The organism is Streptomyces sp. NBC_01428 (assembly GCF_036231965.1).
GTDB lineage: Bacteria > Actinomycetota > Actinomycetes > Streptomycetales > Streptomycetaceae > Streptomyces.
In genome coordinates, this window is sequence record NZ_CP109499.1 from 6,989,450 (window position 1) to 7,001,838 (window position 12,389).

At 73.8% G+C, this 12,389-nt stretch carries 12 protein-coding genes; 6 read left to right on the plus strand and 6 right to left on the minus strand.

The window, feature by feature from the left end; translation table 11 throughout:
* The first annotated feature begins 14 nt into the window (after positions 1-14).
* The 5 genes from OG406_RS30245 to OG406_RS30265 all read left to right on the plus strand — a co-directional run bounded on the left by OG406_RS30245 (position 15) and on the right by OG406_RS30265 (position 4,866).
* A complete protein-coding gene (locus tag OG406_RS30245) occupies positions 15-860 on the plus strand; it encodes a transporter substrate-binding domain-containing protein (RefSeq protein ID WP_164375414.1) in 846 nt (281 codons plus the stop codon).
* Complete coding sequence (locus OG406_RS30250) at positions 857-1,687, plus strand: amino acid ABC transporter permease (protein ID WP_164375413.1); 831 nt, start codon at positions 857-859, stop codon at positions 1,685-1,687. The genes OG406_RS30245 and OG406_RS30250 overlap by 4 nt, the downstream gene beginning before the upstream one ends.
* Complete coding sequence (locus OG406_RS30255) at positions 1,684-2,472, plus strand: amino acid ABC transporter ATP-binding protein (protein ID WP_164375412.1); 789 nt, start codon at positions 1,684-1,686, stop codon at positions 2,470-2,472. The genes OG406_RS30250 and OG406_RS30255 overlap by 4 nt, the downstream gene beginning before the upstream one ends.
* Positions 2,473-2,551: 79 nt before the next feature.
* Positions 2,552-3,643 carry an amidohydrolase family protein gene (locus OG406_RS30260; RefSeq protein ID WP_164375411.1) on the plus strand — a complete coding sequence of 364 codons (1,092 nt, stop codon included), beginning with the start codon at positions 2,552-2,554 and terminating at the stop codon, positions 3,641-3,643.
* A 308-nt stretch (positions 3,644-3,951) separates the two neighbouring features.
* Positions 3,952-4,866, plus strand: coding sequence for an SCO1860 family LAETG-anchored protein (locus tag OG406_RS30265; RefSeq protein ID WP_406377721.1), 915 nt, complete (start codon positions 3,952-3,954; stop codon positions 4,864-4,866).
* Positions 4,867-5,010: 144 nt separating this feature from the next.
* Here the strand turns inward: OG406_RS30265 and cobC are convergent, their stop codons facing one another.
* From cobC to cobM, 6 genes are all read right to left on the minus strand, one after another.
* Positions 5,011-6,090, minus strand: a complete 1,080-nt coding sequence (gene cobC / locus OG406_RS30270; protein ID WP_164375410.1) for an Rv2231c family pyridoxal phosphate-dependent protein CobC — start codon at positions 6,088-6,090, stop codon at positions 5,011-5,013.
* Positions 6,080-7,012, minus strand: coding sequence for a sirohydrochlorin chelatase (locus OG406_RS30275; RefSeq protein ID WP_267050429.1), 933 nt, complete (start codon positions 7,010-7,012; stop codon positions 6,080-6,082). Before OG406_RS30275 ends, cobC begins: the two co-directional genes overlap by 11 nt.
* Positions 7,009-7,662 (minus strand): precorrin-8X methylmutase, encoded by a 654-nt coding sequence (locus OG406_RS30280; RefSeq protein WP_266612640.1) that lies wholly within the window; start codon positions 7,660-7,662, stop codon positions 7,009-7,011. Before OG406_RS30280 ends, OG406_RS30275 begins: the two co-directional genes overlap by 4 nt.
* Positions 7,659-9,365, minus strand: coding sequence for a precorrin-3B C(17)-methyltransferase (gene cobJ, locus OG406_RS30285; RefSeq protein WP_329188821.1), 1,707 nt, complete (start codon positions 9,363-9,365; stop codon positions 7,659-7,661). The genes OG406_RS30280 and cobJ overlap by 4 nt, the downstream gene beginning before the upstream one ends.
* A complete protein-coding gene (gene cbiE / locus OG406_RS30290; protein WP_267051594.1) occupies positions 9,362-10,621 on the minus strand; it encodes a precorrin-6y C5,15-methyltransferase (decarboxylating) subunit CbiE in 1,260 nt (419 codons plus the stop codon). Before cbiE ends, cobJ begins: the two co-directional genes overlap by 4 nt.
* Positions 10,622-10,683: 62 nt before the next feature.
* Entirely contained in the window at positions 10,684-11,520 is an 837-nt protein-coding gene (gene cobM / locus OG406_RS30295) for a precorrin-4 C(11)-methyltransferase (protein WP_267050427.1), read from the minus strand.
* A gap of 108 nt (positions 11,521-11,628) precedes the next feature.
* Between cobM and OG406_RS30300 the strand changes: the two genes are divergently transcribed.
* Positions 11,629-12,357 carry a ZIP family metal transporter gene (locus tag OG406_RS30300; protein ID WP_164375406.1) on the plus strand — a complete coding sequence of 243 codons (729 nt, stop codon included), beginning with the start codon at positions 11,629-11,631 and terminating at the stop codon, positions 12,355-12,357.
* Positions 12,358-12,389 lie beyond the last annotated feature (32 nt).

The window sequence follows — 12,389 nt, forward strand, 5'->3', positions numbered from 1 at the left end:
CACAGGAGGTCCCCGTGAACCCCGTCCTCGGACGCAGGCCCCGCATCCTGGCCGCCACCACCGCCGCGGCAGGGCTGCTGCTCGTGGCCGGCTGCTCCTCGGGCGGCGGGGGCGGCAAGACCACCGCCTCCGGCGGGGTCCCGCTGGTCAAGGCAGGTCAGCTCACCACCTGCACCCACCTGCCGTACCCGCCCTTCCAGTCGGAGATCGACGGCACGGTGCAGGGCTTCGACGTGTCGCTCATCGACCTCGTCGCCAAGGACCTGGGCGTGAAGCAGGACATCGTCGACACCCCCTTCGAGAACTTCAAGACGGGTGCCTTCCTCAACTCCGAGCAGTGCGACCTCGCCGCGGCCGGCATGACGATCACGCCCGAGCGCGCGAAGAACGTCGACTTCTCCGACCCGTACTTCGACGCCACCCAGGCCGTCCTGGTCGACAAGAAGAGCGGTATCGGCTCCTTCGCGGACCTCAAGGGCAAGAAGGTCGGCGCCCAGGCGCAGACCACCGGCGAGGAGTACGCGAAGAGCAAGGGGCTCGACCCCGTGTCCTTCGAGTCCTCCGACGCCGTCCTCAACGGACTGCGCACCGGGCAGGTCCAGGCCGTCGTCATCGACTACCCGGTCGTCCAGGGCTGGCTCAAGGACAAGGCCAACGCGGACGCCTTCAAGGTGGTCGACAACCTCAACACCGGTGAGCAGTACGGCTTCACGGTGAAGAAGGGCAACACCAAGCTGGTCGCCGCCATCAACAAGGCGATCAAGGACGCGAAGGCCGACGGGACCTACAAGAAGCTGTACGAGAAGTGGATCGGCCCGTACGACGCGGCCGCGGCCTCCGCTTCGCCCTCCGCCTCATGAGTGATACCGACACCCCGGTCCAGCCCCGCCGCTCTGGCATGAGCAGGCGGCAGAAGCGCTCGCTGTCGCGCGGCGCGCAGTACGTGGTCTTCGTCGCCGTCGTGGTCGCCTTCGCGGTCACGGCGGACTGGGGCCGTCTGAAGAACCAGTTCGCCCAGTGGGACCTGGTCAAGCAGATGTTCCCGGACGTCATCACGCTGGCGCTGAAGAACACCGTCCTCTACACGGTGTCCGGCTTCGCCGTCGGACTCGTGCTGGGCATGGTCATCGCCCTGATGCGGCTGTCGTCGGTGGGCCCCTACCGCTGGGTCGCCGGCGTCTACATCGAGATCTTCCGCGGCCTGCCCACCCTGCTGATCTTCGTCTTCGTGGGCGTCGCGGTACCCCTCGCGTTCCCGGGCACGGAGATTCCCGGCGGAACGTACGGCAAGGTCGCCATCGCGCTCGGTGTGGTGGGGGCCGCGTACATGGCGGAGACGTTCCGCGCGGGCATCCAGGCGGTGCCCAAGGGGCAGATGGAGGCGGCCCGTTCGCTGGGCTTCTCGCACGCCCGGGCCATGGTCTCGATCATCATCCCGCAGGCCTTCCGGATCATCCTCCCGCCGCTCACCAACGAGCTCGTGACCCTCTTCAAGGACTCCTCGCTGGTGCTGATCCTCGGCGTCACGCTGGAGGAGCGCGAACTCTCCAAGTTCGGCCGCGACCTGGCGAGCACGTCGGCCAATTCCACGCCCATCCTCGTCGCCGGCCTGTGCTACCTGCTGGTGACCGTGCCGCTCGGATTCGTCGTCCGGCATCTCGAGGCCAAGGCCGGGGAGGCCAAGTGAGCACACCCGAGATCCAGGTCAAGGACCTCCACAAGTCCTTCGGCGACAACGAGGTCCTGCGCGGCATCGACCTGGAGGTCGGACAGGGCGAGGTCATCTGCGTCATCGGCCCGTCCGGCTCCGGCAAGTCGACCCTGCTGCGCTGTGTGAACCTCCTGGAGGAGCCCACCAAGGGGCAGGTGTTCGTCGGCGGCGCGGAGGTCACCGACCCCGACGTCGACATCGACGCCGTACGCCGCCGCATCGGCATGGTCTTCCAGCAGTTCAACCTCTTCCCCCACCTGTCGGTGACCGGGAACCTCACGCTGCCGCAGCGCCGGGTGCTCCGCAGGGGCAAGGCGGAAGCGGCCCGCGTCGCCGCCGAGAACCTCGACCGGGTGGGGCTCGCCGCGAAGGCCGACGCCTACCCGGCCTCGCTCTCCGGAGGCCAGCAGCAGCGCGTCGCGATCGCCCGGGCGCTCGCCATGGGTCCGCAGGTGATGCTTTTCGACGAACCGACCTCCGCCCTCGACCCGGAACTCGTCGGGGAGGTGCTCGCCGTCATGCGGATGCTCGCGAACGAGGGCATGACGATGATGGTCGTCACCCACGAGATGTCCTTCGCGCGCGAGGTCGCCGACCGCGTCGTCTTCATGGACGGCGGCGTGATCGTCGAGGACGGCACCCCGGCGCAGGTCATCGGCAACCCGGCCCACGAGCGGACGCGGCACTTCCTGTCCCGGCTTCTCGACCCGGCGATGGCCGACGTCGAGGAGACCACGAACGACCCGTCGGACACGCCCTAGCGCGAGTCCTCCCGCGGAAGCGGACACTCCCGGGGGCCGAGCCGCCTCGCCGGGATGCCGCTTCACTAAGGTGCGGTGCATGAGCGAAGACGCTGTGCTGCACGTGAAGGGGCGGGTCCTCGTCGGACCGGACGACGTCCGCGACGAGTTGTGGGTCGTCGGCGGCCGGATCTCGTACGAGCGTCCGGGCGGCGCCCGTGACGTCCGCACCGTCGAGGGCTGGGCCCTGCCGGGCCTGGTCGACGCGCACTGCCACGTCGGGCTCGACGCGCACGGGCCGGTCCCGGACGAGGTCTCGGAGAAGCAGGCGCTGACCGACCGCGACGCCGGCACCCTGCTCGTGCGGGACGCCGGATCGCCCTCCGACACCCGCTGGATCGACGACCGCGAGGACCTCCCGAAGATCATCCGGGCCGGCCGGCACATCGCCCGCACCCGCCGCTACATCCGCAACTACGCCCACGAGATCGAGCCCGAGGACCTCGTCGCGTACGTCGCCCAGGAGGCCCGGCGCGGTGACGGCTGGGTGAAACTCGTGGGGGACTGGATCGACCGCGGCACCGGCGACCTGAGCGCCTGCTGGCCGCGCGACGCCGTCGAGGCGGCCATCGCCGAGGCCCACCGGCTCGGCGCGCGCGTCACCGCCCACTGCTTCGCCGAGGACGCGCTGCGCGACCTGGTCGAGGCCGGCATCGACTGCGTCGAGCACGCCACCGGCCTCACCGAGGACACCGTGCCGCTTTTCGCCGAGCGGGGCGTCGCGATCGTCCCCACCCTCGTGAACATCGCCACATTCCCGCGGCTCGCGGACGGCGGCGAGGCCAAGTTCCCCACGTGGTCCGCCCACATGCGCCGCCTCCACGAACGCCGTTACGACACCGTGCGCGCCGCCTACGACGCGGGCATCCCGGTCTACGTCGGCACCGACGCGGGCGGCACCCTCCCGCACGGCCTCGTCGCCGCCGAGGTCGCCGAACTCGTCACCGCCGGCATCCCGCCCGTCGAGGCGCTCTCCGCCACCTCCTGGGGAGCGCGCCGCTGGCTCGGCCGTCCGGGACTCGACGAGGGCGCGCCCGCGGACCTCGTGGTCTACGGCGAGGACCCGCGCGCCGACGTACGGGTCCTGGCCGCGCCCCGGCGGGTGGTCCTCGACGGACGGATCGTCGGCTGACGGGGACCGTCCGACCGACAGGCGGGCGCGGTTGACGGAACGTGACGATCCGGACGCCGCGCTCGTTACGCACTTCCGTCCCGCTCCGGCGTGTGGCGCGGGGCGTCAACCAGCGCGTTCGTCCTGTGCCGTTGACCGAGTGACGGCGGGGAACAGCCGTGCCTTCGGATTCGAAGACTTGCACGGGAAACCCACGTCCGGGTGAACTCACGCCAGGTTGCTGACTGTTCACTCTCAGTGCGTAATTCTTTCCGGGTCCCAGGCTTTCTCTCATGGGGGTCCCACCCTTGAACAGCACCAACTACCGTATGCCCGCACGCCGTTTCGCCGTCACGGCGGCGGCCACCGTCCTTGCCGCGGGTCCCACCGCGCTGGCCGGTGCGGGTTCCGCCCACGCGACCACCGACCAGGGTCGCGCGAGCGCCGTCGTGCTCCGTACCGGACTCGACGTCTCCCTCCTCAACAAGACCGTGAACGTCCCGCTCGCGGTCTCGCTGAACGAGGTGCAGGCACCGCGGAGCGCCGAGAAGACCGCGCTCACCGCCCAGTTGGACGGCGTCGACCGCGGGCGCCCGTTCAGCGTGCTGCGCGCGGACGTCGCCGACGCCAAGGCCACCGTCGAGGCCGGGAAGGCCGAGGGCTCCACCCACCTCGTCCACGCCGCGGTCCATGTCCCCGGGCTGCCGCTGCTCTCGCTCATCGAGTTGCAGGAGGTCTCCTCGAAGGCGACCTGCGCGGTGGGTGAGAAGCCCGTCGCCACCGCCAACCTGCTGGGATCGGTGAACGTCCTCGGCAAGAAGGTGACGCTGACCGCGGGCGGCCCGACGGAGGTGAAGGTGCCCGGTGTCGGTGAGGTGCGGCTCGACCTGTCCAAGACGGAGACCACGACCCGTACCGCCGCCGCGTCCGCGCTCGAACTCAAGGTGTCCATCAACCCGTTGAAGCTCAACGTGGCCGAGGTCGAGGGCACCCTGACGCTGGCCGGGGCCACCTGCGAGACGCCCGCGGCGCCGGCCGCCCAGCAGGCGGAGCCCTCCGAACCCGCCAAGCCCGCGGACTCCGCCGAGCCGGTGACCGAGGTCAAGCCGCAGGGCGCTCCCGCGGAGGCCGGGCTCGCCGAGACCGGCGGCAGCTCGACGACGCCGTACATCGCGGGCGGCGCGGTGGCGCTGCTCGCCGCGGGCGGCGGAGCGGTCGTCCTCTCCCGCCGTCGGCGCGGCTGACCCCTCCCGGGCCCAGGGCCCGGACCCCGCTCCTCGAACGACGGAGAGGCTGCATCCCAGCCCCTGCGGCGGTCGGGGAGCGGAACCTGCCAGAACTACCGCGAACCGCCAAGTACCGCCGAGAACCTCCGGAATCCGCCGCGATCAGTCCGCGCCGGCCGTCACCGCCCGGTCCAGGGCCTGGAGGAAGCGGTTGACCGTCGCACGGTCCCGCACCGCGATCCGCAGCCAGTCCTCGTCGAGCCCGGGAAACGTGTCCCCGCGGCGCACCGCGAACCCGAGGCGGCGAAGACTCCTCCGCACCCCCGCGGCGCGCGGCAGCCGGATCAGCACGAAGGGACCCTCCGCGGGCTCCACCACCCGCAGTCCGTCGGAGCAGCCGAACTCCCGCAGCCCCGCGACGAGATGGGCCCGGTCCGTGGCGATCCGGTGCGCCGCGTGCGCCGCCTCCGCGAGTGCCTGCGAGGACATGCACGCCTCGGCGGCGGCGAGCGCGGGGGTGGACACCGGCCAGAGCGGCTGGGCACGCTCCAGCGCGCCGATCGTCGCGGGATCGGCGAGCGCGTACCCGATCCGCAGGCCGGCCAGACCCCAGGTCTTGGTGAGGCTGCGCAGCACGACGAGGCCGGGCACGTCCGTGCGGCCGGCCAGCGTCTCGCGCTCCCCGGGCACCGCGTCCATGAACGCCTCGTCGACCACCAGGACCCGCCCGGGGCGGGCCAGCTCGGCGACGGCGGCGGCCGGGTGGAGCACCGACGTCGGATTGGTGGGGTTGCCGATCACGACGAGGTCGGCGTCCTCCGGGACCGCCGCCGGATCGAGCCGGAAGCCGTCCTCCGGGCGCAGCAGGACGCGGCCCACCGTGTGTCCGGCATCCCGCAGCGCGGCCTCCGGCTCCGTGAACTGCGGGTGCACGACGACCGGCCGGCGCACCTTCAGGGCGCGCGCGAGCAGCACGAAGGCCTCGGCGGCTCCCGCCGTGAGCAGCACCCGCTCCACCGGCAGGGCGTGCCGCGCCGCCACCGCGGCCCGCGCGGCCCGGCCGTCCGGATAGGCCGCGAGGCCGGTCAGCGACCCGGCTATCCGTTCACGCAGCCACCGGGGAGGGGTGTCCGCGCGGACGTTCACGGCGAGGTCGGTCAGCGCGGAGCCGTCGTCGCGCACCTCGGCGTCCCCGTGGTGCCGCAGATCGTGCCCGCCCTCGGCGGCCTCGTCAGTGCGCATGGGAGTGTGCGTGGCCGCCGTGGTGGTGCCCGTGTCCGTCGTGGTGGCCGTCGTCGTCCGGGTGGAAGTGCGGCTGCTGGGGGAGCCCCACCTTGTCCTCGAAGCCGGGCAGGGCGATGCGGTAGACGCAGGAGTCGCAGTTCATCCGCAGGTCGCCCCGGACGGCCTCCCGGTAGCGCTCCATGACCAGGTCCAGGAGCTCCGGCTCCGGGCCGATCACGTCGGCGGAGCGCACCTCTACGTCCGGGTGGGCGGCGGCCCAGCCCTCGGTCTGCTGCCGCACGCGCTCCGGGAGGATGCCGGTGAACAGGAAGTAGGGCAGGACCACGATCCGGCGGGCGCCGAGCTTCACGCAGCGGTCGAGGCCGGACGGCACGTCCGGGGCCGCCAGCGACACGAACGCCGTCTCGACGCCCGCGTATCCGCGGCCCTCCCACAGCAGCCGGGCCGCCTTGTGCACCTCGGCGTTGGCGTCCGGGTCGGTGGAGCCGCGGCCGACGAGCAGCACCGTCACGTCGGCGCGGTCCTCGGGCGTGCGCGCCGCGGCGCCGAGCGCCTCGTCCAGCCGCCGCTCCAGCACCGCGAGCAGCGAGGGGTGCGGACCCAGCGGACGCCCGTAGGTGTACGAGATCCCGGGATGCCGCTCCTTCTCACGGTTCAGCGCCGCCGGGATGTCACCCTTGGCGTGCCCGGCGGACACCAGCATCAGCGGAACGGCGGCGAAGCGGCGCACCCCCCGCTCGACCAGCTCGGTGACGGCGTCGCCCAGCGGGGGCGGCGACAGCTCGATGAACCCGCCGGCGACCGGCAGTTCGGGATGGCGGCGTCCCAACTCCCGTACGAAGGACCGGAACGCCTCGGCTCCGGCCTCGTCCCGGGTGCCGTGGCCGGCGATGAGCAGCGCGGGGGGAGGGGTGGTCACGATGTCTCCTTGACGGGCGCGCCGGCCTCGACGGTCGTCGAGGCCTCAGCGGCCGGGGGGGTGGGGGCGGGGTGGTACAGCAGGGCGTTCAGAGCGGCGGCCGCGACCGCCGAACCGCCCTTCTCGGACACGTTGCTGACGGCGGGCAGTCCGCTCGCGCGCAGTGCCGCCTTGGACTCGGCGGCGCCGACGAAACCGACGGGCAGACCGATGACGAGCGCGGGTGCGGCGTCCAGCCGGAGCAGCTCCTCAAGAGCGGTGGGCGCGCAGCCGATCACCCACAGGGCGCCGGGTCCGACCTGTTCGTACGCGAGCCGCACGGCGTGCGCGGAACGCGTCAGACCCGGGCCCGACACGGCCTCCTTGAGGCGGCAGACGGTGGCGCGGCGGGTGATGCCGGCGGCGACCATCTCGACGTCCACCACGACGGGCGCCCCCGCGTGCAGCGCGGCGTGCGCGTGCCGCAGGGCCTCCTCGTCGGTGACGAGGTCGTCGGCGTACTCCAGGTCGGCGGCGGAGTGGATCACCCGCTCCACCACCGCCCGGGTCAGCGGCGGGAGGTGCGAGGTGTCCAGCCGCGAGCGCAGCCGCCGGAACGACTCCTGCTCGATGGGGTGCACGACCCGGCCCTCCGGGAACACCTGGCTCACTCGGACTCCTCCTGCCAGCGGTAGCCGCGCGGCGTGACCATGCGCCCGGCGATCTCACGGGTCGCCGTGTTGCCCACGGTCACCACGGTCATCATGTCGACGATCGCCGGATCCAGGGAACCCAACGTCGTCACCCGGCTCGACTCGTCCGGCCGGGAGGCGTTGCGGACGACCCCGACGGGCGTCACGGGTTCCCGGTGCTCGGCGAGGATCGCGAGGGCCTTCGGCAACTGCCAGTCCCGGCCCCGGCTGCGCGGGTTGTAGAACGTCACGACGATGTCGGCCTCGGCCGCCGCGCGGACCCGCCGCTCGATGACCTCCCACGGTGTGTGCAGGTCGGACAGGCTGATCGACACGTGGTCGTGGCCGAGCGGCGCGCCCAGGATCGCCCCCGCGGCCAGCGCGGCGGTCACCCCCGGCACCCCGACCACGTCGATGTCGTCGGACGCCTCGGCCAGCGCGGGCGACGCCATCGCGTACACGCCCGCGTCACCGCTGCCGATCAACGCCACGGCCCGACCGCGCCGGGCCTCGGCCACCGCCGTGCGCGCCCGCTCCTCCTCGGCGCCGAGCCCCGACTCCAGGACGAGGGTGCCGGGCCGCAGCAGATCGCGGATCTGGTCGACGTACTGGTCGAGTCCGACGAGCACCGACGCCCGGCGCAACTCCCGTGTGGCGCGCGGCGTGAGCAGGTCGCGGGCGCCGGGGCCGAGGCCCACGACGGCGAGCCGTCCCCGGGCCGGCCGGCGCACCACCGCGACGGTCGCCATCGCGGGCGAGCCGTCCGCGCGCACCGACTTCCGCTTGGGGACGAGGAGTTCACCGCCGCCCACGAGGGCCGCGGCCTCCGCCACGGAGGGGGTCCCCACGGCGGCGAGCGGCGCCTCGGACGGGTTGGGCACCGTGACCGCCGCGAGTTCCGCGGCGATGTGGGTGACGACGGGCACGCCGAGCCGGGCGGCGGCCCCGAGGATGCCGGGCTCCTCCGACTTGGCGTCCACGGTGGCGAGTTCGGCGACCGACCGGACGGAGAGACCGGCGTCCGCCAGGGCCTCCCCGACGAGCCCGAGGACCTCCTCCACGGGTGCGCCCCGCGAGGCGCCGACACCGACGACGAGGGACGGCGGGCGCAGCACGACCTCGCGCGCGGCGGGCCCCTCGGCGCGGTCGGAGACGCGGATCACGGCGGCCCCGTCCCCGGCGGGGGCGCCGACGTTCGGCGGCAGCGCGGGCAGCGGCCAGGCCGTCTCCGCGTCCAGCACCACCGGTTCGCCGTCGAGCACGGCCCGCGAGACCCCGGCGACGTCACCCTCCACGGGCAGGCCGAGCGTGTCCAGGCCCGGCATCCCCACCGCGTCGGTCGCCGTCGTCACCACCGGCACGGCACCGAGCACCTCGCCGACCTCGCGCGCGAGGTCGTTGGCCCCGCCCGCGTGGCCCCCGACCAGCGGCACCGCGAACCGGCCCGCCTCGTCGACGCACACCACCCCGGGGTCGGACGCCTTGTCCGCGAGCAGCGGGGCGACGAGCCGGACGACCGCGCCGGTGGCGAGGAAGCACACCAGCTGGTCGCACTCCGCGAAGGCCCGCCGTACGGCGTCCGCCACGGGCCCGTCGTACACCCGGGTGCGCGCGGGCCATGCCGCGGCCAGCCGGTCGCGGGCCGCCGCGCCCGCCGCCGTGGCGGAGATCAGGCCGATCACTGGGGAACTCCTTCGGTACGGGCCGGGGGCCGGACGCCCCACAGCACGAAAACGGGATTGGTCGCCGCGAGCCGGGACACGTCCCCCGGCAGCGGGGCGAGCCGCGACGACTGGAGCAGCACGCCGTCGCAGTCGAACCCGGCGGCGGTCAGGGCGTCGCGGGCGGCCGGCACCCGGTCGAGCGAGGCCATCGCGACGACGACCGCGCGCCGCGCCCGGCGGGCCGACGCCGCGACGATGGCGGGCAGTTCGCGTCCGCCGCCGCCGATGAAGACCGCGTCCGGATCGTCGAGGTCGGACAGCACGGTGGGCGCGGCCCCGTGCACGACATGCACGTCGACGCCGTGCGCGGCGGCGTTGGCGCGGATGCGTTCGCAGCCGTCCGGGGTCTTCTCGACCGCCGTGACGGCCGCGCCGAACCGCGCGCACTCGACGGCCACGGAACCGGATCCCGCGCCGACGTCCCACACCAGCTCGCCGAGGCGGGGTCCGATCCGCGCGAGGGCCAGCGCGCGGACCTCGAACTTGCTGATCATCGAGTCGCGGTGGGCGAACTCGCTCTCCTCCAGGGCCCATCGGGCGGGCCCGGCCGGCGGACCGGCGACGGTCCGCACGGCGCCGAGGGCACGGACCGGGTCCAGGCACAGCACCACACTGACCGCCGTACCCCAGTCACGGGCCGCCGCCTCGGCGGGCGTGACCCGCTCGACGCGTTCACGCTCCGGATCGCCGAGCGCGCTCGCCACGACCAGGACGCGGTCGGCGCCCCGGTGGACGAGGGCGGCGCCCAGTTCGGCGGGCCCGGCGCCCGGACCGGTCAGCACGCCCACCTTCGGCCGCGACCGGCAGACCTGGACGGCCGTCCGCAGATCCCGGCCGTGCGCGCTGACGACCACCGCGTCGTCCCAGGGCAGCCCCACCCGCGCGAAGGCGGTCGCCACCGAGGAGACGCCGGGCCGCACGTCGAGGCGGCCGGCCCCGAACCGTTCGGCCAGCGCCCGCACGATCCCGAAGAACCCGGGGTCGCCCGAGGCGAGCACCACGACCGGTCCGTCCGGCGCCCCGGCGTCCGTGTACCGGGCGATGCCGTCGAGCGCCGGTGCCAGCGGACCGAGCACGATCCGCGCGGTCCGGCCCGCGAGGGGGGCCGCCGCCAGATGCCGCCGGCCCCCCACGACCAGCCCGGCCCCGGCGAGCACCGCCAGCGCCTCCTCGGCGAGCGGCGCCCCCGTGCCCGTACCGACGACGGTGATCACCTCGGAACGGTCCGCCGACGCGGCGCGCACGGCTCCGTCCTCCGCGCCGACGACCTCCACGCTCACGACGCGGGCCCCTGCGCGGCGCTCCGGCGTGCCGCGCGCAGCTCCGCGCGCGCCTCGGGGTCGGCCTTGCGGAACCCGTGGAAGTGGCCGGGGTGGTAGAGGTGCGAGCGGGTCCCGCTCGCGTCCAGCGCCGGGCCGACCAGGAAGAGGGTGTGCTTCCAGAGCTTGTGCTCCTTGACGGTCTCCTCCAGCGTGCCGATCGTGCACGTCACGATCAGCTCCTCCGGCCAGGTCACCTGGTGGGCGACGACGACCGGCGTGGACGTCGGATAGCCGCCCTCCAGCAGCTCCCGTACGAGCTGGCCGCTGCGGGCCGCCGACAGGAACAGCGCCATCGTCGTGCCGTGCTTGGCGAACTCCCGGACCTCCTCGCCGGGCGGCATCGGCGTCTTGCCGCCGCCGAGCCGGGTGAGGATCACCGACTGCGCGACCTCGGGGATGGTCAGCTCGCGTCCCGCGAGCGCCGCCACCGCCGAGAAGGACGAGACGCCCGGCACGATCTCCGTCGCGATGCCGAGCTCCGCGCACCGGTCCATCTGCTCCTGCGTACCGCCCCACAGCGCCGGGTCGCCGGAGTGGATCCGCGCCACCCGCAGACCCTGCTCCCGGGCCCGCTCGTACACGGCGACGACGTCCTCCAGCGACATCGTCGCCGAGTCGAGGACCTCGGCGCCCTCGCGCGCGTGGTCGAGGACCTCGGCCTGCACCAGGCTGGCCGCCCAGATCACCACGTCGGCCTCGGCGATGGCGCGCGCGGCACGGAAGGTCAGCAGGTCGGCGGCGCCGGGGCCGGCACCGACGAAGGTCACTTTGCCGGTGGGGGCATCGGCCATGGGAATCGGTCCTCTCCTACGGAAAAACTGGGGTGATGTGGCACATCAGTGGGCACGGGGCCGTCGCCGAAGGTGCGCGAACGGGGGTTGATCGGATAGCAAGGGCCTATGGCGGTCCTCGTCGCGCTCGGCGCGTTCCTGATGACGCTGGCCGGCGGCTGGACGGCACAGCGGGTGACCGACCGTCGGCACCTGGTCCTCGGACTGGCCGGCGGCCTGATGCTCGGCGTGGTCGGCCTCGACCTGCTGCCGGAGGCACTCGCCACCGCGGGCCGGGAGGTGTTCGGCGTACCGGCCGCGCTGCTGCTCTTCGTGGCCGGCTTCCTGCTGGCCCATCTGGTCGAACGGCTGCTCGCCCACCGGCAGGCCGCGCACGGCGGTGACGAGCACGACGGCCGCGCGCCCGAGGTGGGTCTGACGGCGGCGGGCGCCATGGTCGGGCACAGCGCGATGGACGGCGTCGCGATCGGCGCGGCCTTCCAGGTCGGCGGCGGCATGGCCCTCGCGGTCGCCCTCGCCGTCGTCGCCCACGACTTCGCGGACGGCTTCAACACCTACACGATCACCAGCCTGTACGGGAACGCCCGCCGCAAGGCCCTGTTCATGCTGTTCGCGGACGCGGCGGCCCCGGTGCTCGGTGCCGCCTCCACGCTCCTCTTCACGATCCCGGAGGGGCTGCTCGGCGGCTATCTCGGGCTCTTCGGCGGCGTGCTCCTCTACCTCGCGGCCGCCGAGATCCTCCCCGAGGCGCACCACGAGCACCCGGCCCGCTCGACCCTGCTGTTCACGGTCGCGGGTGTGGGCTTCATCTGGCTGGTGGTGGGCATCGCGAGCTGAGCCCGCGCCGCCCGCCGGACGGGCCGCGGGAC

Coding starts and splice junctions, on each gene's coding strand:
- OG406_RS30260 (WP_164375411.1), top strand. CDS start 2,552: ATGAGCGAAGACGCTGTGCTGCACGTGAAGGGGCGGGTCCTCGTCGGA.
- OG406_RS30250 (WP_164375413.1), top strand. CDS start 857: ATGAGTGATACCGACACCCCGGTCCAGCCCCGCCGCTCTGGCATGAGC.
- cobC (WP_164375410.1), bottom strand. CDS start 6,090: ATGCGCACTGACGAGGCCGCCGAGGGCGGGCACGATCTGCGGCACCAC.
- OG406_RS30300 (WP_164375406.1), top strand. CDS start 11,629: ATGGCGGTCCTCGTCGCGCTCGGCGCGTTCCTGATGACGCTGGCCGGC.
- cobM (WP_267050427.1), bottom strand. CDS start 11,520: ATGGCCGATGCCCCCACCGGCAAAGTGACCTTCGTCGGTGCCGGCCCC.
- OG406_RS30265 (WP_406377721.1), top strand. CDS start 3,952: ATGCCCGCACGCCGTTTCGCCGTCACGGCGGCGGCCACCGTCCTTGCC.